This is a genomic window from Ideonella sp., assembly GCF_041287625.1.
Classification (GTDB): domain Bacteria; phylum Pseudomonadota; class Gammaproteobacteria; order Burkholderiales; family Burkholderiaceae_C; genus Ideonella.
In genome coordinates, this window is sequence record NZ_JBGGNH010000067.1 from 65,801 (window position 1) to 88,944 (window position 23,144).

Below are 23,144 nucleotides of genomic sequence, written 5' to 3' on the forward strand. Positions count from 1 at the left end.
GCCTTCAGGGTGCTACAAGCCCCAAGCCGATTCTTGCAATCACGTCGGCGGCATTCTCGTGCGCCGTGACATCAGGGGCGCGGGTGCTTGGTCCATGACTCATGAGCACGACATGGTCATGCTGAGCCTTGGGCAATAGCTGGCGCGCATTGTGGTCCGACATCACCACCAGACGCGTTGGTCGTGTGTGGTCGGCCAATGCCTGGGCGATGAACGCGTCGACTGCTGCGAATTGTGAAAGATAGCCCTGCTCTGTCATCTTGAAGGCAGTCGGTACCGCAAGCCAGCCGAGCCGCTCGTTGATCAGTGGCAGGTGTGGGACGTTGAGGTGGGCGTAGATGAAGTCGGCGCGCGGGTCCGCCATCTGCGCCGCCAGCCATTCACGTGCGCTGGTCAGGGTGGCCCGGTGGAAGGCGACAGCTGCTGGAGACTTCAGGTATTCGAACGGGACTTCCGCTGGCAGCAAGGCAATGTTTGTCCACCAGGGATCGATGATCGAGAAGCCGTTGTGCAGCGTGCGCGGGTTGTAGATGCTGGTGGCGTGACACTCGTCCGCGGCGCGTGCAAACGTCTGGCAGTAGTCGTGGTACCAGCCCCAGATCCGCACCGACTGGCCCTGTCGACGCAGCGCATTGACCAGACCATCGGGGGCGGCCGTGGTCGCACCGAAAAGTGCAGGAATGGCGAACTGGGTGCCGCCGCCGAGCAGATGTGCATCGCGATAAAGCGTCGCTTCAGTGCGCAGGCGTGCCAGCGCCGGCCAGGGCGAAAGGTCCTTTGCGCGCTGGCCGTAGAGATAATCGACCGACAGTTCATCGAACAGCAGGACGACTGTTCGTTGCTTGGCTCCGGCGGTAAATGTTGGCGCGGATGCAGGGAATGCAGGTGTCGAGATCGTGGGGGCCGGTGATGGCGACAGGCCGGCACGTTGATGCTCCGATAACGACGGTGCGCGTAGCAAGTGGAACGCGAACAGCAATGGCAGTGGCCAAAGGATGGTTAATACGCGCTGCACTCGGGAGATCGGGTGTGGGCCTGGTCGCAGCACCGCCCATGCGCCAACGGTGACCAGCAGTGGCGTCAGCGTGGCGAAAACCCAGCCTGCGCTGGTTCGATGCGCGCGCAGGGTCTCGTCGAGCGCGGACAGGCGGATGATCGAGACGATCGCGAACATGCTGCCCGTCAGAAGCCAAAGAGCCCCGATAGCGTCCGCGCCGCGTCTGCCCGCCAGGTGGCGGGCGAGGAGCAGAGTCAGTGCAATCAGGGTGGCTGTCACAGTCCATGAGGCGGCGGCCTCTAGACTGTCAAAGGCCGTCCAGTGCATCCAGGCGGGCGTGGTCGCAAGCGCGTCGAGCAACGGAAAGAAGCTGAGTGTCGCCAGCACCGCGCCGCCGAGCGACGCCCGCCGCCAGTCCGATGCTGTTGCGCTCATCCTCTGCGCTTGAAGTGATGCACGATGCGCCCACCGGCCAGCGGTGCACTGTGTGCGAGAGACTCGAAATGCGGCTCGAAGGCTGCTCGGAAGGCATCCGCCGACAAGGTTTCGAGATAGCTCGTGGTGATGCCAGTGCGGGCGGCCAGCAACTGCCGGGCCATGGGGTCCTCTGGCGGGACATATTCGACGATTGCGTGCGGCGCCAGCTCTACTAGGTACGCGGCGATGGCCTCGAATGGCACTTGGCGCGAGATCGACAAGTGATGGATAAGCGCCAGCGACAAGCTGAGGTCGCAGCGCAAGCGTTGAGCAAACGAGGCGCGCTCGCGGCCCGCCCAGCCATGGTTGGGCGTTGGATTGGCCAAATCTACCCGCATGGTGTTGAGCAGCAGGCCATGCGGCGCGGCAAGGCTGCTTTCGTAGATTGCGTCTGCGCACGCGGCGTCAAGCTCGACCGCCGTGCAGGCGACGCCTCGGGCTGTCAGTGCGCGCGCGTAGTGGCCGTCGTTAGCGCCGAGGTCGACGCTGCGCCGCGGCTCGGCGCGTTCGACTGCAGCGAGTATGAATGCCAGTTTTGACTGTTCATCGGCTTTCGAGTATGTGTTGTCGTGCCGATAGTTCGACCAGTTGGAGGTCGCAGAGGAGCGCGGCGCAAGCGCTTGTACGGCCGTCTCGAGAGACTCGGCGAGTCGCAATCCGAACTGCGCTTCGCGGTTCGGCGAAGTGGCGCGTGCCGGTTGGACCGACGACTCTAGCGTGGCATCGTTTGCCCGTTGCGCCGCACGCGCATGGAGATGGATGTGCAGCATCAATCCTGGCTTGAGCCAAGTGTATGTCGGCAGCGTGGCCGACGCCAGCGCGAGAGGAAGACCATCGAGGCTCGTGCTCGGCAGCCCCTGTGAGCTGGGGACGTGACGATGCACGGCGAGCGGCCCAAGGAAGTGCTCACAGAACTGGCGGTAGCCGAGCCAGCGACCGTCGTCAGACAGGCGCGTGAACGAAAGAAGGTCGATGAAGACGGGACGTGGACCGCAAAACTGCACATTGAACGCACTTGCATCTTTCAGCGTCATGCCGCGGCGCAGCGCGTGGCGCAGCACTTCGAGCGTGATCAGTGCCGCTGCGCGCAACTGGGCGTCGCTCCACTCCGAGGGATAGCTGATGATGGGCAGTTTCTCGGCTTCCCAGGCAGCCCAGCCAACTGGCAACTCTGGTGGCAGCTGTTCCACCTTACGGTGCGGCACGAGCATGCCGGCGGCGACAAGTTCGTCGTGAAGCCCGCACTCGAACAGCATTTGCATGTCGCTGATCGCATCGGGATGGACGGCGCGCAGCACCCTACCGTCCTGTTCCAGGACAAAACCTGCAGGATCGCGAAACGACGCGGGGTGACGATGGGCGGGGGTTGGAGCGCCGGTCATTCAGCGGCGTCGTCCTCGTCTGCGCGACCGCGCCGCGACAGTGAGTTCCACTTGCCGCGCAGCCATGTCTTCACCACCCGAAGTCCAACGCCAATGCCAAACACCACGGCAAGCAATGACTGGAATATCAGGCTGCCTGAGCCAGGGTCCAAATAGGCGTGGGCTGCGATCGGTGCAGCAGCAAGCGCACCCCCGCAAAGGACTGCGCGCAGCACATTTGTCAGTCCAAAGCGGAAGCGGGCGAAGTTATCAGACATGCATGCGTCCTCAAAGTTCAGCCAAGTCGAGCTTCGTTGCGCTACGGCGGCTGCGGACTCCTATCGCCGCGGCACTGAACACGAGCCCCAGCGCGAAACCGGCCATGCCCCAATTCAGCCGTGTTGGCGAAGACTTGCGCTCTGGTGGAGTTGCCGGATCCAGCACTTGGATCAGTGCACCTTCGCGGCTTTCGTCGACGCGAGCTGCCTCATAGTCGTGCGCGAAAAGGTTGAACAGCGCTTCCTGGTATTTGTATTCGCGATACCGGTTGACATAGTCGCCTGTCGACTTGGGTGCGCTTTCTTGCGACTCCATTCTGGCCAATTGCCCTGCCAATGCGTTGACGGTCTCGCGTTGATTGCGTACCTCGGCAGAGCCTTCGGCCATGCCATTCCTCAGCACTTGCAGTTTCACTTCTGCTGCTGTGAGCTCGGCGCGGATGCGCGCATAGCCCTCGGCTGCGTTGCGCGGCTCAGCGTTCAGTGCGCCGGCGGTGTAACCGCCTGTTTCCAGTGCGCTCTGGGCCGCCGCGAGCTTGTCGCGCGTCTGTTGCAGCAATTGTTCGAAAAAGGCGCGACGTTGCTGCGCCTCGGTGATCGCCATCGTGTTGGTGAGGGCGCGCAATTCCTCGACATACTGATTGGCGATTTCCGCTGCACGCGCCGGATCGGGATCTGTTGCTGCAATCCGAATCAGGCCGTCCTTCTTGCCGACAGCGATGGCTACGGTGGCCGCAAGGCGTCGCCGGGCATCGACCTGGAACTTCATTGCCCAATGATTGCGCAGGTCGAATTTCTTGATGATGCGATCACTGACGGTTGCGCTCTGCATCAGAGCGATGTACTGGTCTGGCGAACGTCGCGTGCCGCCACCGGCCGAGACCCCCGCGAAATCTGAGAGCGCACCAAGCGACGCGAGCGCACTTGCAGCCGCGCTCTGCGGTGGCTGTGGGCTCAAAATGACGACCGTGGCCGTGAAATTGGGTTTGGCGGAGTAGCTGGCTCCTACGCCTAGGCCGCCGGCGACCATTGCCGAGGCCAGTACGGTTTTCCAACGAGTCGTTATCGGGGCAAGCAGTGCCAACAGGTCCAGGCCGTCATCCTCTTGGAGCGTACGCGATTGTTGAGCCTGAGATGAAGCGGCTTCACTCATGTCACAGCCCCAACGACTTGATGCCGGCAACACCCAGGCCGAACTGATACAAGATCTGCGTCCAGTCCTTGGCGTCTTGTACGAACGTGGTCTTGTTCGTTTCCTCTGGCACAAACACCGTGTCGCCCGGAAGCACGGTTTGAGCCTCGAAAGTTCGCTCTCCGTTTTGGCGGGCGCTGACCACGGTGCCGTTGGCGCGGATCAGGAACATGCTTGCCGGATCGGCGCCGCGCGTGGGGCCGCCCGCTTGGTCCACGTAGTGCGAGATGGGCTTGTCATTCGCATAGATGAAACTGCCCGAATTGAATACGCTGCCGAACACGCCGACAGAAGTACTCTTCGCGGGAATGCTGAGGCGGTCTCCATCTTCGAGGCCCATTGCTGGCAGCGCGGTTGCTTGGGGTGGCAATTGAAGGACCACTCGTCCGGTGGGGCGGACTTGGCGAAGGCGATCCACGAGGCGGGCATTTGCTGTGTCAGCAGCCGCCAGCGTCGCGACTTCTTCGGTTGTTGCGACGCGTCGGCTTGATGCGCCTTTCGCCAGGTCGGTTTCGAGGTCGCGGAGCGCTCGGTCAAAGTTCTGCTGCTGGGCCTGCCGAACGCTTTCTCTTGTGAATTCTGTGCCGTACAGGTACGCGTCTGGGGTGAGGCCGCCAGCAGCCTGCACCGCATCCGCGAGGCTGCTGTTCGGAGGCAGCACATAGTCGCCCGGACGTGCAACTTCGCCTTCTACGCGCACACGTTTGTTCTGCTTTTCCTGCGGCAATGTGGCGCTGATCGCGCTGAAGACCCGCACGAGGTCGCCCGCACCCAGCGCACTGCGGGAGCCTTCCGCAGTCAGCATGGACACTTGCGCGACCCGGCCCGCTGCGCGATCTGCAAGGCGCTCAACAGCCACGCGGGAACGATCCGCCACCGCATTGAAGCCACCCACCATCGCAATTGCGTCCACCAGTGTCTCGCCGGACTTGAGTTCGACCACCGCCGGCAGGTTCACGCTGCCGATCACACCCACCTGGGGTCCGACCGGACCAATGTGGATCACGTCATCTGGTTGAACCCATTGATCGCCGCCGCGGTCGCCTCTGACGATGAGGTCATACAGATCCAGTTTGGCAACGACCTTGCCGCCTCGCCGCAGCGTGATGTCACGGAAGCTTCCGGCTGCCCCAGGGCCTCCTGCGCGCATCACCGCCTGCAGGATGGACGACAGGGCACTGACGCTGACGCTGCCGGGGCGCTGGGCGAAGCCGGTGACGAACACGCGCACCGAGCGCAGTTGGCTCACGTTCGCGGACAGTTGGAAATTGCGGAAGACCTGGGAGACTCGGCGGCTGATGACGTTTCCAAGTTCTGCCTGACGCGTGCCGGCCACGGCGACGGTGCCCACACGCGGCACAGCAATCTGTCCCGATCGGTCGACAGGCAGGCGCAGGTTGGCATCTGCCGAGCCCCACATTGTCAAGGCGATTTCGTCGCCCGGCTTGACGATGTAGTCGTCCGGTACCTGGGGCAGGGGATCCTGGTTGCCCAAGCCATCTGGCAAATCCGTCAGCAGGTCCGCGCCCAGGCGGCGAATCTGTTCGCCATTGCTGTTGCCCGATGCGTTGTTAGGTGACGCGTTGTTGGATGACGCATTGTTGGGTGACAACTGGCTCAGTCGGTTCGCCTGCGTCTGCACGTACCGTTCGAACTCGTTCGGAACATACGGCGCGCGCTGAATGACGATTTGACTGTCCCGCCGATTGCGGGCGGAATTCAGCGTGTTGGCTGTTTGGTCCGCTGTGGTGGACCTCAGCTGCGTCGAGCTTGTGTCCTGTTCGGCAGATGCGTTTGGGCTGCCTGGCGACTGTTCTCGGTCACTGTTCTGCTCTGCCAGCGCTGAGGAGAGCAGGCCATGAAAGGCCAGCAACATCAAACCGCAACGGGCCAGATGCTTCACCGGCGAGGTGCCGGAAGTGTGCGAGGAATGCATTGATGACAGCGAGGTCGTTTTGATTTCGCAGCGCGCTGATGGGTGGCTGCACAGCCTGCGATTCTAGCGGGCATCCGTCCGGTGAAACCTGAGGTTGCCAGAGGCGGAAATTCCCTGAAGCCCCTTCGCCACGATGCTGCATGCCGCCTTCCTCCGTGCGTGTCAAGCCTTTCCAGGCGATAATGGAAAGCAATGACCAATGAAACCGCCGCCCTTGTGCCGCCGGACGCCGTTGAGGCGCCGACCCCTCCCGCTCGTTTTGACACCCTGCCGCTGGATCCCAAGCTGCTGCGGGCCGTGGCCGATCAGGGCTATGCGTTCATGACGCCCATTCAGGCGAAGGCCATTCCCCTCGTGCTGGAAGGCAAGGATGTGATGGGGGCGGCGCAGACCGGCACTGGCAAGACGGCCGCCTTCTCGATTCCGCTGCTGCAGAAGATGATGCGGCATGAAACCAGCAGCGTGTCGCCTGCCCGGCATCCTGTGCGGGCATTGGTGCTGGCACCGACGCGGGAACTGGCCGACCAGGTCGCGAACAGTGTGAAGGCCTACGCCAAGCACAGCAACCTGCGGGCTGCGGTGGTGTTTGGCGGCGTGGACATGAAGCCGCAGACGCTGGAGCTCAAGGGCGGCGTTGAGGTGCTGATCGCCACGCCGGGCCGCTTGCTGGATCACATCGAGGCCAAGAACTGCGTGCTGAACCAGGTCGAGTACGTGGTGCTGGACGAGGCCGACCGCATGCTGGACATCGGTTTCCTGCCGGACCTGCAGCGCATCCTGAGCTACCTTCCGAAGCAGCGCCAGACCTTGCTGTTCTCGGCGACTTTCTCGCCCGAGATCAAGCGCCTGGCCAACAGCTACCTGCAGGACCCCATCCTGGTGGAAGTGGCGCGTGCGAATGCCACGGCGACCAATGTGGAGCAGCGCTTCATCAGCGTCACCGACGACGACAAGCGCGCCACCGTGCTGAAGGTGCTGCGTGATCGCGGCATCAAGCAGGCCATCATCTTTGTGAATTCCAAGCTGGGCGCGGCCCGGCTGGCGCGTTCGTTCGAGCGTGACGGCCTGCGCACGGCCGCCTTGCATGGTGACAAGTCGCAAGATGAGCGCTTGAAGTCCCTGGCGGCCTTCAAGGCGGGCGAGGTGGACATCCTGGTCGCGACCGATGTTGCGGCGCGCGGGCTGGACATTGCCGACCTGCCGGCGGTCTTCAATTTCGACGTGCCGTTCAACGCAGAAGACTATGTGCACCGCATCGGCCGCACCGGCCGCGCGGGTGCGTCAGGGGTGGCGATCACGCTGGTGACGCGTGATGACACGCGCCTGATCGGCGACATCGAAAAGCTGATCAAGAAAAAGATCGAACTGGATGCGGTGGAGTTGGACGAGGAGCGTCCGCGCCGCAGCAGCTGGCAGCGCGACGAAAGCCGTGCCAGCGAGCCGCGCGCCGAGTACCGCGCGGAGCCGCGGACTGAATCCCGCTCGGCTGCTTCGGGTGGAGAGGGGGCCGAGTCCCGTCGGCCTTTCCCGCCGCGCCGCAGCGAGTCGCGTTCCGCGCCTCGTGATCCGTTCTTCGATCGGCCCTACGAGCCCACCGCCAGCCTGGATGGCCCGGCGGCATGGGAAAAGTCTGCGCCGGCCGTGCCTTCGGCAGCCCGCCTTTCGCCCAACATCCGACCCAAGCGCAAGCTTGCTGCCTTGCTGGGTGGCGCAAAAAGCTGACGCTTGCTGCACCGTGAACGGCGCCCTGCGGGGCGCCGTTTTACTGGTAGCCTGCGGCTTGGTCTGAGGCCTTCAGCCCTGCCACATGAAGACGGCCGGGAGCTTGTCTGGCAGTTCCGGTTTGGCTGCGCGCCAATTCGCGACCGACTGGGTTTTGCACCAGCCCGCGGGCGACGTCAGGCCACATGCCACGCTGAGCATGGTCTCGGCTTGTAGCAGTTGCATCAGCGCCGTCATCAAAGCCTGGTTGCGGTAAGGCGTTTCGATGACCAGCTGCGTCTGGCCTTCGCGCCGTGAGCGCTGCTCCAGCTCACGCACCCTTTGCGCTCGGCTGCTGGCCTCCTGTGGCAGATAGCCTTCGAATGCAAAGCGCTGGCCGTTGAGTCCGCTGGCGGCCAGGGCCAGCGTCAGCGAACTGGCGCCGGGAAGGGGTTGCACTGTCACGCCTGCGGCATGCGCCGCTTGCACCAGTGCCGCACCGGGGTCGGCCACCGCAGGCAGGCCCGCTTCTGACAGCAGGCCCAGGTCATGGCCTGCCAGCGCGGGCGCAAGCAGTGCGCGCCAGGCCTGCGCGTCGATCTGCGCATTCGGGTCGCCCTTGCGCGGCCGCGGCAGCTCCACGATCTGCAGGCTTTGCAGCGGCGCGTGCAATGGCACGCAAACATCGACGCGTTTGAGGAATGCGCGTGCGCTCTTGGCGTTTTCCACCACCCAGTGATCCAGCCGGGCAGCAATGGCCAGGATGGCCGGGCTGAGCACCGTCTCGATGGCTTCCGGCTCGGTGCCAAGGTCCAGTGTGTTCGGAACCAGCAGCAGTCGGCCGGTTGGGTTATTTGTGGCGCTCATGGCTTTGCTTTCAAAGGGTCCAGCCCAGCGCTGCGCAGCAGCTCACAGGTGCGCATCAGCGGCAGGCCGATCAGCGCGGTCGGGTCGTCGGATTCGATGGCCGACAGCAGTGCAATGCCCAACGTTTCGCACTTGGCGCTGCCGGCGCAGTCATACGGCTGTTCGAGCCGGAGGTAGAACTCGATCTCTGCCTCGCTCAAGGTGCGGAACTGCACATTCACCGGTGCCAGCCGGACCTCTGCGAAACGGGCGCTGGCGCGCACCACGGCGACTGCGGTCTGGAACACGATGCGGCGCCCGCTCATCTGGCGCAGTTGCTGCACCGCTCGCTCGTGCGTGCCGGGTTTGCCGATCGGCTGGCCGCCCACATCCGCCACCTGGTCCGAGCCGATGACGATCGCATCCTGGTGCCGGGCGGCCACCGCGTGGGCCTTGGCCAGTGCCAGTCGCTGGGCCAGCGCGGCCGGCGCTTCGCCGGGTTGTGGCGTCTCGTCGACCTCTGGCGAAACCATCTCGAATGGCAGGCGCAGGCGTTCCAGCAACTCGCGCCGATAGCGGGAAGTGGATGCCAGGATCAGGCGAGGCGCTGCCTGTGAAGGGGGTGGGGCGGCGGACAACTCGGTCATCGCGGGATTGTCCCATCCGCCACCGCCGTACACTGGCGGCATGAGTGTTTCCGCGTCTTCTTCTACACCTGACCCGCTGCGTCTGGATGTGGCTGCCCTGGCTGAGCAGGGGCGTTCGATTTCTGGGCAATGGCCGGTTGGCGAGTTGTCTCGGCTGGACGAGGCTCAGCTGTTGACGGGCGATGTTGCGCCCGCCGTGGTGCGTTGGCAGGCCGAAGGCGAGCAGCGCCCGGTGACGGGTGGTACGCCCGAGGTCTGGTTGCACCTGCAGGCCGAGGTGAACTTGAGCCTTTGCTGCCAGCGCTGCCTGGGGCCGGTGGTCAGTGATGTGGCTGTGGATTGCTCGCTGCGTTTCGTGTCGGACGAGGCGTCCGCCGCCGAGATGGACGCCGACAGCGAGGACGACGTGCTGGCCTTGCAGCGCTGGATGGACCTGCGCGAGCTTGTCGAGGACGAGCTGTTGCTGGCCTTGCCGCTGGTGCCGCGCCATGAGGTGTGTCCCGAGCCGCTGCCTTTGCCGGAAGACGAGGTTGAGGCAGACGAGGCGCAGCCCAATCCTTTTGCCGTGCTGGCGCAGCTGAGGAAGAAGCAGGACTGAGCGGCGCGGCGGCCTCGCTGGCTGTTTGGAGCAGTCGATCCATGCTATGATCCGCGGCTTTTCCGCATTGCCTTTGGCTAACAGCCGATGGGCGGTCGAGTTGGCCGCATCGGCCGGATGTCTCGGTCAGATTCTTGGCTGAGCTTCTGGTCAAAGGCCTTGAGCGATTTGGCTTGCCCCCTGTGGGCTGGTCATGGACTCGGCGGATGCGGTGCGGTGACCTCAGGTCTCACCGATTTCATTGACTTTGGCGCTTTGCGCGGCCGCTCTGTAGGGCTGGCTCGCTGCAGCAGCGTCGTTATTCGCCGGGGCCCCGGCGTCCCAGGAGAATTCCATGGCCGTTCAGCAAAACAAGAAATCGCCCTCCAAGCGTGGCATGCACCGTTCGCACAATGCGCTGACCCAGCCGGGCACCGCTGTCGAATCGACCACCGGCGAAATCCATCTGCGCCACCACATCAGCCCGACCGGCTTTTACCGTGGTCGCAAGGTCCTGAAGACCAAGGCAGACGCCTGAGCTGTCCGCTCGGGCCATGGGTCGGCCCTGTGCCTGCCCTGAGTGTGTGCCGCCTGCGTCAAGGGCGGCAATTCACTCCCCAATTCAAATCCCGCGCCGCCTTGCTGTCCTGAAGCCAGTTCGCGCGGGTTTTGTCATGTCTGTTTCGTTGTGAGTCGGGCCGTTCGGCCTGAGATTACCGTGTCCGAATCTGTTTCCTTGACGCCGCTGAGCCGCGTCCGCCTGGCGGTGGACTGCATGGGTGGCGACCACGGACCCTCGGTCACGCTGCCTGCTTGCCGCGCCTTCCTGGATTCGCATCCCGAGGTCGAGTTGCTGCTGGTCGGTACCGCCGACGCGCTGGCGCCGGCCGCGCAATGGCCGCGTTGCACGCTGGTCACCGCCACCGAGGTGGTGGCGATGGACGATCCGGTCGAAGTGGCATTGCGCCGCAAGAAGGATTCGTCCATGCGCATTGCGATCTCGCAGCTGAAGTTGCGCGACGGGTTCGCCAAAGCCGATGCCTGCATTTCGGCTGGCAACACCGGTGCCTTGATGGCATTGGCGCGTTACCTGCTGAAGACGCTGGAAGGCATCGACCGTCCGGCGATCGCCTCGGTCATCCCGAACGTGCGCGGCGAGTTCACCACCATGCTCGATCTGGGTGCCAACGTGGATTGCTCGGCGGAGCACCTGCTGCAGTTCGCCATCATGGGCAGCGCGCTGGTCGCGGCGGTAGAGGGCAAGCCCAATCCGACCGTCGGCCTGCTGAACATCGGCTCCGAGGTCATCAAGGGCAGTGAAACCATCAAGCGTGCCGGCGACCTGCTGCGTGCTGCGGCGGCCAGCGGACACCTGAACTATCACGGCAACGTCGAAGGCAATGACATCTTCGAAGGCACGGCGGACATCGTGGTCTGCGATGGCTTCGTCGGCAATGTCGCGCTGAAGACCACCGAAGGCCTCGCACATGCGCTGAGCCAGTTCATCCGCGAAGAATTCACCCGCAACTGGTGGACCAAGCTGGCAGCGCTGGTTGCCATGCCTGTGCTCAAGCGCTTTCGGGCCCGGGTCGACCCGCGCAGCTACAACGGCGCGGCCTTGCTGGGTCTGCAGGGGCTGGTGTTCAAGAGCCATGGGTCAGCTGACGCTTACGCCTTTGGGCGGGCCTTGTCGCGGGCTTATGATGCGGCGCACAACCGTTTGCTCGACCAGGTCCATGACCGCATCGTCGAGACCCTGCAGGCCATGCCTGCGCTTCCCGGTGATCAGCCGGTTCGACCTGCTGCATGACGCTTTCTTCTGCTTCCTCGGGTGGCGCCGCCCCCGGCGCCTCGCTGCCCAGTCCTCAGTTCCCGGCTGTGACGGCGCCCGCTCTTCATGCCCGCATCACCGGCACGGGCAGCATGCTGCCGTCGCGCCGTGTGAGCAACGAGGAACTGGCGACCGAGTTGGCCGCGCGCGGCCTGGAGACTTCGGACACCTGGATCGTCGAGCGCACTGGCATTCGGGCGCGCCACTTTGCGGCCGCCGAACAATGCGCCAGTGACCTGGGCCTGGGCGCGGCGCTGAATGCGCTGGAGGCCGCCGGCCGGCGCGCCGACGAGGTCGACCTGATCATCGTCGCCACGTCCACGCCGGACATGGTCTTTCCGTCGACCGCCAGCATCATCCAGCGCAAGCTGGGCGTGCACGGTTGCCCGGTCTTCGACCTGCAGGCGGTGTGCTCCGGCTTTGTCTACGCGCTCTCGGTAGCGGATTCGATGATCCGCACGGGCGCTGCGCGTTGTGCGCTGGTGATCGGTGCCGAAGTGTTCTCGCGCATCCTGGACTTCAACGACCGCACGACATGCGTGCTGTTTGGTGACGGCGCTGGCGCAGTGGTGCTGGAAGCCTCGGACGAGCCTGGCATCCTGGCCAGCCGCATGCATGCGGATGGTCGCTACCGCGAGATCCTGTGCGTGCCGGGTACAGTCGCGGGCGGTCAGGTGCTGGGCGATCCCTTGCTGAAGATGGATGGTCAAGCCGTGTTCAAGCTGGCAGTGTCGGTGCTGGAAAGCGTGGCGCGGGAAACCCTGGCCGCTGCTGGACGCACCGAGGCCGACATCGACTGGCTGATTCCGCACCAGGCCAACATCCGCATCATGCAGGGCACGGCGCGCAAGCTGAAGCTCGGCGCCGACAAGCTGATCGTCACGGTGGACGAGCATGGCAACACTTCTGCTGCGTCCATTCCGCTGGCGCTGGACCATGCCGTGCGTTCCGGCCGCGTGCAACGTGGGCAGACCATCTTGCTCGAAGGGGTGGGCGGCGGCTTCACCTGGGGCGCTGTGCTGCTGGATTTCTGAAGATTCGACCCAAGCTGGTGTGATCCCATGAAACGATTTGCCGTTGTCTTTCCCGGGCAGGGTTCCCAAGCCGTCGGCATGCTCGACGCATGGGGCGATCACCCTGCCGTGCAGCAGACGCTGGATGAGTCCAGCAGCGTGCTCGACCGCGACCTGCGCACACTGATACGGCAAGGCCCGAAAGAGCAGCTGGACTTGACCATCAACACCCAACTGGTGATGCTGGTGGCCGGTTTGGCCTGCTACCGCGCCTGGTCTGCCGAAACCGGTTTCGCGCCGGTGGCCATGGCCGGCCATTCGTTGGGTGAGTACACCGCACTGGTCGCGTCTGGCAGCCTGACATTGGCAGATGCCTTGGTGCTGGTGCGGCTTCGCTCGCAGGCCATGCAGGACGCCGTGCCGGTCGGGCAGGGTGGCATGGCGGCCATCCTGGGACTGGACGCGCAGATTGTCCGGGCCGGTTGCGCTGAGGCCATGCAGGCTTGCGGCGAGATGGTCGAGGCGGTCAATTTCAACGATCCGAAGCAGACCGTGATCGCTGGCACCAAGCTGGGCGTGGACACGGCCTGCGCCACGCTGAAGGGCATGGGCGCCAAGCGTGCCTTGCTGCTGTCGGTCTCGGCACCTTTTCATTCGACCCTGATGAAGCCCGCTGCCGAAGCACTGAAGGTGAAGCTGGCGGAAATCGCTTTCGCTGCGCCGTCGGTGCCAGTGGTCAACAACATTGACGTGCGGGTCGAGACCAGCGCTGAAGCGATCCGCGACGCGCTGTACCGCCAGGCCTTTGGCCCGGTGCGCTGGGTCGAGGTCGTGCAGACCTTGCGTGCGCAAGGCCTGACCGATGTGATCGAGTCTGGCCCTGGTCGTGCGCTGACCGGCATGGTCAAGCGCATCGAACCTGAGCTGAACGCGGTTTGCGTATTCGATCCGGCCAGCCTGGCCCTGGCCAAGGAGGCATTGGCATGAGCATGGTTGCAAGTACTTCTGCAGCATCCGCGCAGGTTGCGTTGGTGACAGGCGCCACGCGCGGCATTGGCCGGGCGATCGCCTTGACCCTCGCTGCGCGCGGCTTTCGCGTGTTGGGCACCGCGACCACCGATGCCGGTGCTCAGGCCATCCGCGACGCACTGGCCGAATTCCCTGGCTGTGATGGCTTGAAGCTGGATGTGACCGACGCCGCCGCGGTGGACGCCTGCATGGACCAACTGGTCAAGGACCAGGGCGGCCTGCATGTGCTGGTCAACAACGCTGGCATCACGCGGGACCAGTTGGCCATGCGCATGAAGGATGACGACTGGGATGCCGTGATGGACACCAACCTGCGCGCCGTCTTCCGGCTCTCGCGGGCGGCGATCCGCCCGATGATGAAGCAGCGCTTCGGCCGCATCATCAGCATCACTTCGGTGGTGGGTGCTTCCGGCAACCCGGGCCAGGCCAACTACGCGGCCGCCAAGGCCGGTGTGGCCGGCATGACGCGGGCGCTGGCGCGTGAGCTCGGCAGCCGGAGCATCACAGTGAATTGTGTCGCCCCTGGCTTCATTGCCACTGACATGACCGACACTCTGCCCGAGGCGCAGAAGGCTGCGCTGTTGCAGCAAATCCCGCTGCAGCGCCTGGGCCAGCCTGAGGAGATCGCGCATGCGGTCGCCTTCCTTGCCGGCCCTGAAGCGGCTTACATCACCGGAACAGAGCTGCACGTCAATGGCGGCATGTTCATGAACTGATCCCCCCGCCGGGCTCCGCGCTTGCCAGCGTAGAATCCGGCCCGTTTTACGCAATCCCTCCTGGAGGAGTCATGAGCGACATCGAAGCACGCGTCAAGAAAATCATCGCAGAGCAACTGGGTGTTCCGGAAGCCGACGTCACCAACGAAAAGGCCTTCGTGGCCGACCTGGGTGCCGACTCGCTCGACACCGTCGAACTGGTGATGGCACTGGAAGATGAATTCGGCATTGAGATTCCTGATGAGGAAGCCGAGAAGATCACCACCGTCCAGCTGGCGATCGACTATGCCAAGGGCAATGCCAAGGCCTGACAAGGCCTTGTGCAGTTCCGCCCCATAACGATCTGATCTGAACGCATGACCCGTCGACGTGTCGTCATCACCGGCCTGGGGCTCATCAGCCCGGTCGGCAACACGGTTTCCGAGGGCTGGAGCAACCTGCTTGCAGGTCGTTCCGGCATCGCGCCCATCACCAAGTTCGATGCTTCAGGCATCGCCTGCCGTTTTGCAGGCGAGGTCAAGGGCTTCAATGTCGAGGAATACGTTCCCGGCAAGGAAGCCAAGCACATGGACAGCTTCATCCACTTTGGCGTGGCCGCTGCCATCCAGGCCGTGCAGGATGCCGGCCTGCCCACTGGCGACGCGCTGACCGAGGAAACGGCCGAACGCATCGGCTGCATGATCGGCTCGGGCATCGGCGGTCTGCCGGAGATCGAACAGACCGCTCGCATGGTCGTCGACCGCGGCCCGCGCCGCATCTCACCATTTTTCGTCCCGGCCTCGATCATCAACATGATCTCCGGCCATGTGTCGATCCGCTTCGGTTTCACCGGCCCGAACCTGGCCGTGGTTACGGCCTGCACCACCGGCCTGCATTGCATTGGCCAGTCGGCCCGCATGATCGGCTATGGCGACGCCGATGTCATGGTCGCCGGAGGCGCCGAGGCCACGGTGTCGATGCTGGGCGTTGGTGGCTTTGCGGCCGCACGCGCCCTGTCAACCCGCAACGACGACCCAGCCACCGCTTCGCGGCCCTGGGACCGCGACCGCGACGGCTTCGTGCTGGGCGAGGGCGGTGGCGTGGTGGTGCTGGAAGAATACGAATACGCCAAGAAGCGCGGCGCCAGGATCTACGCGGAAGTGATCGGCTTCGGCATGGGCGGCGACGCGTATCACATGACCGCGCCCAACGTGGACGGTCCGAAGCGCTCGATGAAGGCCGCGCTGCGCGACGCCGGCATCAACGCCGATGCGGTGCAGTACCTCAATGCCCATGGCACGTCGACGCCGTTGGGGGACCTGAACGAGACCAACGCGATCAAGCTGGCCTTTGGCGACCATGCCAAGCGCCTGGTCGTGAACTCGACCAAGTCGATGACCGGTCACCTGCTGGGTGGCGCGGGTGGCATCGAGTCGGTGTTCACCGTGCTGGCGCTGCATCACCAGATTTCGCCACCGACCATCAACATCTTCAACCAGGATCCCGAGTGCGACCTGGACTACTGCGCCAACACCGCGCGCGCGATGAAGATCGACATTGCGGTGAAGAACAACTTCGGCTTCGGCGGCACCAACGGCACGCTGGTGTTCAGGCGCATTTGAGCGCCGACACGCAAGCCAAGTTGTTGCATCGCCCCATGCTGTCGAGGCGGGCCTGATGCGCCGCGTACCGCCTCCTACCGATTGCCTGCTGGCCAGCCGCGGCCTCTGGTCCGCGCTGGCTGCTGTTGCCACTGGCCTTGCTGCCAGTGCCTTCATGGGTTGGTTGTGGATGCATTGGTGCCAGCAGGCGGGCCGGCCGGTGAGCGGTGCATTGCCGGGTGGCGGTGGCATGTCTGCACTGCTGGTGGCCAGTGCCTTGCTGGCCGTGGGGCTTTATCGATACTTGATGGCGCGACCCGTCTCGCGCCTGCGCTGGGACGGCGCGGGCTGGGGGTTGCTGGCTGCGGATGGCCGCCTGCTGGACGCGGCTGGCGTGCCGACCTTGATGCTGGATTGGGGTGACTGGATGCTGCTGCGCTGGCGCAGCGATGCCGCGCAGCCATCGCGCTGGTTGCCCATGTCTCGCGGTGCCGCTGGGGCGACAGCCTGGCATGCGCTGCGTGTCGCGGTGGGTGCACCGCCGGTGCAGGTGCGGTTGCCGAAGCCCGTTTTGGGTGCGGGAGCGCCCGCCGCATGAGCAGCCTTCAGCCCGATGTCGACGCCGCGCTGGTTGAGCGCGTCAAGCAAGGCGATGTCAAGGCTTTCGAAATGCTGGTGGTCAAGTACCAGCGCCGCATCGAGCGGCTGATCGGCCGCATGGTGCGTGACAGCGACCTGGTGTTTGACATTGCCCAGGAGACCTTCATCCGTGCCTACCGCGCACTGCCGCAGTTCCGTGGCGAGAGTGCGTTTTACACCTGGCTCTACCGGATCGCGGTCAACACTGCGAAGAAGGCGCTGGTCGATTTGAAGCGGGATCCCGTGATCACCGAAGCCGCAATGGCAACAGGGGATGACGATGACGAAACTTCCCGGCCGCAAATGGAACAAATCGACATGGCCACGCCTGAGGCGCTGTTGGCGAGCAAGGAAATTGCATCCACGGTGAACGCGGCGATCGAGGCCTTGTCCGAAGACTTGCGGCAGGCCATCACGCTGCGTGAGATCGAAGGACTGAGTTACGAAGAGATTGCTGACGTGATGAATTGCCCGATCGGTACCGTTCGATCGCGGATTTTTCGCGCCCGGGAAGCGATCGCACAGCGCTTGAAACCGCTGTTGGATACACAAAACGGTGAACGTTGGTGACCTGGATTTGGTCGAGCCTGACCGCTGTCTGGAGCTGAGATGATGTTGGAGCCGTCGAACGATCATGAGCGCATGCTGCAGGGCCTTTCGGCCTTGAGCGATGGCGAGGCCGATGGGCGCGAACTGCGCCTCTCGGTGGACGCCTGGCGCCAAGACCCCGAGTTGCGCGCGAGCTGGCACAGCTATGCGCTGATCGGGGATGTGCTGCGCTCGGACGACCTTGCGTCGGCGCCGCGGCGGGACGCTGCATTCCTGCTCGCCCTGCGTGGCAGGCTGGTCCAGGAACCCGTGGTGCTGGCGCCTGCGGTGCTGGTCGCGCCGCCGTCCAAGCCGGCAGTGGTGGCTGCGGGGGGCGGAGGCGCTCAAGTGGCCTCCATTGGCCGCGCGCGACGTGGCTGGACCACGACGGCGGCGGTTGCCGCCAGCTTCATGGTGGTGGCTGGTGTGTCGCTGGTCTGGCGTGCCGGGCCATCGTCCGAGGCGCCAGTTGCTGCCGAGCTGGCCCAGGCCGATGGAAGCGCTTCGATGCCCGCTGCGCTGATCGAATCGGGCAATGCGATGGAGCGCAGCCCGGACCTGGACCGTTATCTCGCGGCACATCGCCAGTTTGCGCAAGGGCCTTCGCTGGCGGCGCCCGGTGGTGTGCGCCAGGTTGCGCTCACGCCTGAAGGCCGCTGACCGCAAGATGACAGCGGAGAGCAGGCCTTGGGTCGCAAGGCGGATGGCGGGTGCGGCTTGGATCGGCGCCTCGCTGGCGCCATGGCGGGTTTGGCCAGGGGTGTTGGTGTCTTGCCTGCTGGCCAGCGGGTCGGCGGTGGCATTTGCGCAGGCGGCCAGTGATGCGGCCGGTACGCTGGATGCGCGTGCCTGGCTGATGCGAAGCAGCGAAGCTGCGGCTTCGCGAAACTACCAGGGCACGTTGGTGGTCAGCGGCGGCGGGTCAGTGAGCAGCTCGCGCGTTGCACACTATTTCGATGGCACCCAGCAATACGAGCGTGTTGAAGCGCTGGACGGTGAGCCGCGCAGCATCTGGCGCCACAACGACGAGGTGCAGACGCTGTGGCCCCGTGCCCGCGTGGCGTTGATTGAACGTCGCGATCCTCGCGCCACTTTCCCGTCGCTGCTGTCAGGCTCGGAGCGCCGCGTGCTGGAATGGTACGAATTGCGTTCGCTTGGCCGTGACCGCGTTGCCGGCCTGGACGCCGACGTGGTACTGCTGAAAGCCAAGGACAGCGCCCGCTTCAGTCAGCGGCTGTGGGCCGAGCATCAGACTGGCCTGCTGCTGCGCGCCGAGGTGCTTGGCAGCGGCGGGCAGACTTTGGAGTCGGCCGCATTCTCGGAGTTGGTCATTGGCGTCAAACCCCAGCCCGACCAGGTACTGGCCGGCATGAAAAAGCGCGACGGCTACCGCGTGCTGCGACCTGCCGTGCTGCCGACCTCGCTGGATGCCGAAGGCTGGACACTGGGCGCGCTGCCTGCCGGTTTTCGCGAAGTGCATTGCGCCAAGCGATCCCTGGATCCGACCGGCGCTCCTGATTCGCCCATCGTGCTGCAAGCCATCTATTCCGATGGGCTGACCCACGTGTCGGTGTTCATTGAACCTTTCCAGGCCGAGCGGCACCAACGCGAAGTCCATGCGGCCATTGGGGCAACCCATACCTTGATGGCCAGGCGCGATGATCAATGGGTGACCGTGATGGGCGACGTGCCCATGGACACCCTGAAAAGGATCGCGGCCGCGCTGGACCACAGGCGTTGAGACCTTGAGGTTTTTCAGTCCGCTCGCCAGAGGCGGTGGTTCCCAAGAAGGAGAAGGCATGTTTGGGGGTGTTGTTTCGTCGGTGCGCGAGCGTGCGCGCGTTGGTGTGGCCGCAGCGCTGCTGAGTGTTTCCGCGCTGGGTTTGCTTGCGCCGGCACAGGCTTGGTCACAAACCCGGGTGCTGCCCGATTTCACCGACCTTGTCGAGCAGGTCGGACCGGCAGTGGTGAACATCCGCACCACCGAGAAGGCGCATCTGGGCAGCGGTGGCGCTGGTGCCGGCCCGCAGATGGATCCTGGCCTGGAAGAGTTCTTCAAGCGCTTTGGCATTCCGATGCCGCGCAATGCGCCGCGTGGCGGCGGCAATGGTGACGATGACGACGAGCCGACGCGGCGCGGCATCGGCTCCGGTTTCATCCTGAGTGCCGACGGTCTGGTGATGACCAATGCGCACGTGGTCGACGGTGCCGACGAATTGCTGGTGAGGCTAGCCGACAAGCGCGAGTTCAAGGGCAAGGTCATTGGCGCCGACAAGCGCAGCGACGTGGCCGTCGTCAAGATCGAAGCGACCGGCCTGCCGTTCGTCAAGGTTGGCGATGTTGGCAAGCTGAAGGTCGGGGAATGGGTCATGGCGATCGGCTCGCCGTTTGACCTCGATAACACGGTGACTGCCGGCATCGTCAGCGCCAAGCAGCGCGACACCGGTGAGTTGCTGCCCTTCATCCAGACCGACGTGGCGATCAATCCCGGCAACTCCGGCGGCCCGCTGATCAACATGCGCGGCGAAGTAGTCGGCATCAATTCCCAGATCTACAGCCCGTCTGGCGGGTACGCCGGCATCTCGTTCTCGATCCCGATCGACGAAGCGATGCGCGTGGCCGATCAATTGCGCGCCACCGGCCGGGTGATCCGGGGCCGCATTGGCGTGGCAATTGCGCCGGTGACCAAGGAGGTCGCGGAATCGATCGGGCTCGGCAAGGCGAACGGCGCGATGGTGCAGTCGGTCGAAGCCGGCCAGCCGGCCGAGAAGGCCGGGCTGGAGGCTGGCGACATCATCGTCAAGGTCGATGGCAAGGCGGTGGAGCGGGCGACCGATCTGCCGCGCATGATCAGTGCCGTGAAGCCTGGCAGCAAGGTCACCTTGCAGTTGTTCCGGCGCGGTGCTTACAAGGACGTGGCCGTGACCGTGGGTGAGTTCGATGCAGAAAAACCGACCGTGCCTGCAACGCCGGTGAAGGCTTCGCTGGGCCTGAACGTGGTGGACCTGAGCGAGGCAGAGAAGCGCGACTTGCGGGTCAAGGGCGGTGTGAAGATCGAGGGTGTCGAGGGCGCGGCGGCCAAGGCCGGCCTGCGCGAGGGCGACGTGATCCTGTCGGTCGAGAATGTGCAGATCACTGATGCCAAGCAGTTTGGGGGTGTGGTCGCCAAGCTGGACAAGGCCAAGCGCGTCACGGTGCTGGTGCGCCGCGGCGAGTGGGTCAACTACGTGGTGATCCAGCCGGTGCGCTGAAGGTTGATGTCGAGCGGGTCGACCCGCCGCCTCCGCTCAAAGACCCGCCAACCTACTGGGATGGCGGGTCTTTTCATTGGATGAGAAGCTGTTGCCATGTTTGTAATCGCCAACCATGTTTCAATAGCTCGATGCTTGAGTCGTTCGATGTGCGAGTGAGTGCTGACCTGGCGTTGGGTCGCGGCGATTGTGATGACCGGGCGATACAATCCAGGCTTGTTACCGGTCATTCGGTACGTTGCCGCAATCTCTTCGTGGCGTTGGCGCCACGAGTCTGCGGGCTGCCAACGCCTGTGAATAAGGTGTGAACAATTATCGTCCGCGGCCCTTGTTGGTGGTCTGCAACGACCCCGGTTCCCTCCAAGACGGCCTTTGGACTCGGGCCCTTTTGGCTACAATGAAGGCCCAACAAGCAGTTGCCATACGTTTTGTTGGAAGGCGCGTCTTCTATTGGACGTGCCTTTTTTTTGACTCTTTGCCCGCTTTCCCCGCCTTGATGCGGCTTGCCTCTGCCATTGCGACCAAGCGTGTGGCCAGGGTGAGCTTTGGGCGCTTGTTCAGCAGCTTTCCAGCTGTTTCCGCTGCGCGCGCATCTGTGTGGCTGGCGTGTGCCGAACTCGGCACCTGCTGTTTTTCTCCGGCGCCACGCCGGGCCCTTGCCGCTCATGGACCACATCAGAAATTTCTCCATCATTGCCCACATTGACCACGGCAAGAGCACGCTGGCCGATCGCATCATCCAGCGCTGCGGCGGCCTGAGCGACCGAGAGATGGAAGCCCAGGTGCTGGACTCGATGGACATCGAGCGCGAGCGCGGCATCACGATCAAAGCGCAAACCGCGGCCTTGCAGTACAAGGCCCGTGATGGCCGCACTTACAACCTGAACCTGATCGACACGCCCGGGCATGTGGACTTCTCTTATGAAGTGAGCCGCTCGCTCTCGGCCTGCGAAGGTGCGCTGCTGGTGGTCGACGCCAGCCAGGGCGTTGAGGCGCAGACGGTGGCCAACTGCTACACCGCACTCGACCTCGGGGTGCTGGTCGTGCCGGTGCTCAACAAGATGGACCTGCCGCAGGCGGATCCGGACAACGCCAAGGCCGAGATCGAAGACGTGATCGGCATTGACGCCGATGACGCGATCCCGTGCTCAGCCAAGACCGGCATGGGCATCGACGAGATCATCGAGGCGGTGATCACTCGCATGCCGGCGCCACGCGGCCAGCCCGACGGCGCGCCTCGCGCGATGATCATCGACAGCTGGTTCGACAATTACGTCGGCGTCGTGATGCTGGTGCGGGTGGTGGATGGCGAGCTGAAGAAGGGCGAGCGCATCCGGATGATGGCGACCAACACCGTCTACCCGATTGAGCACCTGGGCGTGTTCACGCCCAAGAGCGAGAACCGCGAGTCGCTGAAGGCTGGCGAGGTCGGTTTCATCATCGCCGGCATCAAGGAGCTGCAGGCTGCCAAGGTGGGTGACACCATCACCCTGGAAAAGAAACTGCCGAACAATGCGGGCCCGGCCACCGAGGCGCTGCCCGGCTTCAAGGAAATCCAGCCGCAGGTGTTTGCAGGCTTGTATCCCACCGAGGCCAGCGAATACGACCAGCTGCGCGACGCGTTGGAGAAGCTCAAGCTCAACGATGCATCGCTGCGCTACGAGCCGGAAGTCTCGCAAGCCTTGGGCTTCGGCTTTCGCTGCGGCTTCCTTGGCCTGCTGCACATGGAGATCGTGCAGGAGCGGCTGGAGCGCGAGTTCGACCAGGACCTGATCACGACCGCGCCCAGCGTGGTGTATCAGGTCGAGCTGAACGACGGCGAAGTCATCCAGGTCGAGAACCCGTCGAAGATGCCGGACCTGGGTCGCATCCGCGAGATCCGCGAGCCCATCGTCACGATGCACCTCTACATGCCGCAGGACTACGTCGGCGTGGTGATGACGCTGGCCAACCAGAAGCGTGGCGTGCAGCTCAACATGGCCTACCACGGCCGCCAGGTCATGCTGACCTACGAGATGCCGCTGGCCGAGATCGTGCTGGACTTCTTCGACAAGTTGAAGAGCGTGTCGCGCGGCTATGCGTCGATGGACTACGAGTTCAAGGAATACCGCGCCTCCGATGTCGTGAAGGTCGACATCCTGATCAACGGCGACCGGGTCGATGCGCTGTCCATCATCGTGCACCGGGCGCAGAGCCAGTTCCGTGGCCGCGGCGTGGCTGCGAAGATGCGTGAACACATTCCGCGCCAGATGTACGACGTGGCCATCCAGGCGGCGATCGGGGCCAACATCATCTCGCGCGAGAACATCAAGGCGCTGCGCAAGAACGTGCTGGCAAAATGCTACGGTGGCGACATTTCCCGCAAGCGCAAGCTGCTCGAAAAGCAGAAAGCCGGCAAGAAGCGCATGAAGCAGATCGGCTCCGTCGAGGTGCCGCAGGAAGCCTTCTTGGCCATTCTTCAAGTGGATGACTGACAACAACAAAC

22 protein-coding genes are annotated in these 23,144 nt (G+C 64.2%); 15 read left to right on the forward strand and 7 right to left on the reverse strand.

Annotation, left to right across the window (positions count from 1 at the left end):
• Nucleotides 1-4: 4 nt before the first annotated feature.
• The 5 genes from ACAH41_RS24785 to ACAH41_RS24805 are packed head-to-tail and all read right to left on the reverse strand — an operon-like array spanning nucleotide 5 to nucleotide 6,208.
• Nucleotides 5-1,432 (reverse strand): hypothetical protein, encoded by a 1,428-nt coding sequence (locus ACAH41_RS24785; protein WP_325650566.1) that lies wholly within the window; start codon nucleotides 1,430-1,432, stop codon nucleotides 5-7.
• Entirely contained in the window at nucleotides 1,429-2,856 is a 1,428-nt protein-coding gene (locus ACAH41_RS24790; protein WP_370538579.1) for a hypothetical protein, read from the reverse strand. Before ACAH41_RS24790 ends, ACAH41_RS24785 begins: the two co-directional genes overlap by 4 nt.
• Nucleotides 2,853-3,113, reverse strand: a complete 261-nt coding sequence (locus ACAH41_RS24795) for a hypothetical protein (RefSeq protein WP_325650568.1) — start codon at nucleotides 3,111-3,113, stop codon at nucleotides 2,853-2,855. The genes ACAH41_RS24790 and ACAH41_RS24795 overlap by 4 nt, the downstream gene beginning before the upstream one ends.
• A 10-nt stretch (nucleotides 3,114-3,123) precedes the next feature.
• Nucleotides 3,124-4,266, reverse strand: a complete 1,143-nt coding sequence (locus ACAH41_RS24800; protein ID WP_325650570.1) for a Wzz/FepE/Etk N-terminal domain-containing protein — start codon at nucleotides 4,264-4,266, stop codon at nucleotides 3,124-3,126.
• A 1-nt stretch (nucleotide 4,267) separates the two neighbouring features.
• Nucleotides 4,268-6,208 carry an SLBB domain-containing protein gene (locus tag ACAH41_RS24805; RefSeq protein ID WP_370538580.1) on the reverse strand — a complete coding sequence of 647 codons (1,941 nt, stop codon included), beginning with the start codon at nucleotides 6,206-6,208 and terminating at the stop codon, nucleotides 4,268-4,270.
• 225 nt (nucleotides 6,209-6,433) lie between these two features.
• On the opposite strand from ACAH41_RS24805, the gene ACAH41_RS24810 reads away from it, so the two are divergent.
• Nucleotides 6,434-7,963 carry a DEAD/DEAH box helicase gene (locus ACAH41_RS24810; protein WP_325650573.1) on the forward strand — a complete coding sequence of 510 codons (1,530 nt, stop codon included), beginning with the start codon at nucleotides 6,434-6,436 and terminating at the stop codon, nucleotides 7,961-7,963.
• 72 nt (nucleotides 7,964-8,035) lie between these two features.
• On the opposite strand, the gene ACAH41_RS24815 is transcribed toward ACAH41_RS24810, so the two are convergent.
• Both ACAH41_RS24815 and ACAH41_RS24820 read right to left on the reverse strand, forming a co-directional pair.
• Nucleotides 8,036-8,809, reverse strand: a complete 774-nt coding sequence (locus ACAH41_RS24815; protein WP_325650574.1) for an SAM-dependent methyltransferase — start codon at nucleotides 8,807-8,809, stop codon at nucleotides 8,036-8,038.
• Nucleotides 8,806-9,435: a Maf family nucleotide pyrophosphatase gene (locus tag ACAH41_RS24820; RefSeq protein ID WP_325650576.1), complete on the reverse strand. Its 630-nt coding sequence runs from the start codon at nucleotides 9,433-9,435 to the stop codon at nucleotides 8,806-8,808. Before ACAH41_RS24820 ends, ACAH41_RS24815 begins: the two co-directional genes overlap by 4 nt.
• Nucleotides 9,436-9,475: 40 nt before the next feature.
• Here ACAH41_RS24820 and ACAH41_RS24825 point away from each other — a divergent pair, with 40 nt between their 5' ends.
• The 14 genes from ACAH41_RS24825 (at nucleotide 9,476) to lepA (ending at nucleotide 23,133) form a co-directional block, all read left to right on the forward strand.
• Nucleotides 9,476-10,033 carry a YceD family protein gene (locus tag ACAH41_RS24825; protein WP_325650578.1) on the forward strand — a complete coding sequence of 186 codons (558 nt, stop codon included), beginning with the start codon at nucleotides 9,476-9,478 and terminating at the stop codon, nucleotides 10,031-10,033.
• A 334-nt stretch (nucleotides 10,034-10,367) separates the two neighbouring features.
• Nucleotides 10,368-10,550, forward strand: coding sequence for a 50S ribosomal protein L32 (gene rpmF, locus ACAH41_RS24830; protein ID WP_141284187.1), 183 nt, complete (start codon nucleotides 10,368-10,370; stop codon nucleotides 10,548-10,550).
• Nucleotides 10,551-10,787: 237 nt separating this feature from the next.
• A complete protein-coding gene (gene plsX, locus ACAH41_RS24835) occupies nucleotides 10,788-11,822 on the forward strand; it encodes a phosphate acyltransferase PlsX (RefSeq protein WP_370538585.1) in 1,035 nt (344 codons plus the stop codon).
• The gene (locus tag ACAH41_RS24840; protein ID WP_370538581.1) at nucleotides 11,819-12,877 is read left to right on the forward strand and encodes a beta-ketoacyl-ACP synthase III; all 1,059 of its coding nucleotides are present in this window, start codon (nucleotides 11,819-11,821) and stop codon (nucleotides 12,875-12,877) included. The genes plsX and ACAH41_RS24840 overlap by 4 nt, the downstream gene beginning before the upstream one ends.
• 27 nt (nucleotides 12,878-12,904) lie before the next feature.
• Nucleotides 12,905-13,843 carry an ACP S-malonyltransferase gene (gene fabD / locus ACAH41_RS24845; protein ID WP_325650583.1) on the forward strand — a complete coding sequence of 313 codons (939 nt, stop codon included), beginning with the start codon at nucleotides 12,905-12,907 and terminating at the stop codon, nucleotides 13,841-13,843.
• A gap of 2 nt (nucleotides 13,844-13,845) precedes the next feature.
• Nucleotides 13,846-14,601, forward strand: a complete 756-nt coding sequence (gene fabG / locus ACAH41_RS24850) for a 3-oxoacyl-ACP reductase FabG (RefSeq protein WP_325650662.1) — start codon at nucleotides 13,846-13,848, stop codon at nucleotides 14,599-14,601.
• Between the two features lie 71 nt (nucleotides 14,602-14,672).
• Nucleotides 14,673-14,912 carry an acyl carrier protein gene (acpP, locus tag ACAH41_RS24855; RefSeq protein ID WP_141284195.1) on the forward strand — a complete coding sequence of 80 codons (240 nt, stop codon included), beginning with the start codon at nucleotides 14,673-14,675 and terminating at the stop codon, nucleotides 14,910-14,912.
• A 45-nt stretch (nucleotides 14,913-14,957) separates the two neighbouring features.
• A complete protein-coding gene (gene fabF, locus ACAH41_RS24860) occupies nucleotides 14,958-16,202 on the forward strand; it encodes a beta-ketoacyl-ACP synthase II (RefSeq protein ID WP_325650586.1) in 1,245 nt (414 codons plus the stop codon).
• A 229-nt stretch (nucleotides 16,203-16,431) separates the two neighbouring features.
• On the forward strand, nucleotides 16,432-16,779 hold the full coding sequence (locus tag ACAH41_RS24865; RefSeq protein ID WP_325650588.1) for a hypothetical protein: 348 nt from the start codon (nucleotides 16,432-16,434) through the stop codon (nucleotides 16,777-16,779).
• Complete coding sequence (rpoE, locus tag ACAH41_RS24870) at nucleotides 16,776-17,390, forward strand: RNA polymerase sigma factor RpoE (protein WP_325650589.1); 615 nt, start codon at nucleotides 16,776-16,778, stop codon at nucleotides 17,388-17,390. Before ACAH41_RS24865 ends, rpoE begins: the two co-directional genes overlap by 4 nt.
• 42 nt (nucleotides 17,391-17,432) lie before the next feature.
• Complete coding sequence (locus ACAH41_RS24875) at nucleotides 17,433-18,068, forward strand: sigma-E factor negative regulatory protein (protein ID WP_325650590.1); 636 nt, start codon at nucleotides 17,433-17,435, stop codon at nucleotides 18,066-18,068.
• Complete coding sequence (locus ACAH41_RS24880; RefSeq protein WP_370538582.1) at nucleotides 18,043-19,149, forward strand: MucB/RseB C-terminal domain-containing protein; 1,107 nt, start codon at nucleotides 18,043-18,045, stop codon at nucleotides 19,147-19,149. The genes ACAH41_RS24875 and ACAH41_RS24880 overlap by 26 nt, the downstream gene beginning before the upstream one ends.
• Nucleotides 19,150-19,207: 58 nt before the next feature.
• Nucleotides 19,208-20,659 (forward strand): Do family serine endopeptidase, encoded by a 1,452-nt coding sequence (locus tag ACAH41_RS24885; RefSeq protein WP_325650591.1) that lies wholly within the window; start codon nucleotides 19,208-19,210, stop codon nucleotides 20,657-20,659.
• Nucleotides 20,660-21,324: 665 nt separating this feature from the next.
• Entirely contained in the window at nucleotides 21,325-23,133 is a 1,809-nt protein-coding gene (lepA, locus tag ACAH41_RS24890; protein WP_325650592.1) for a translation elongation factor 4, read from the forward strand.
• Nucleotides 23,134-23,144 lie beyond the last annotated feature (11 nt).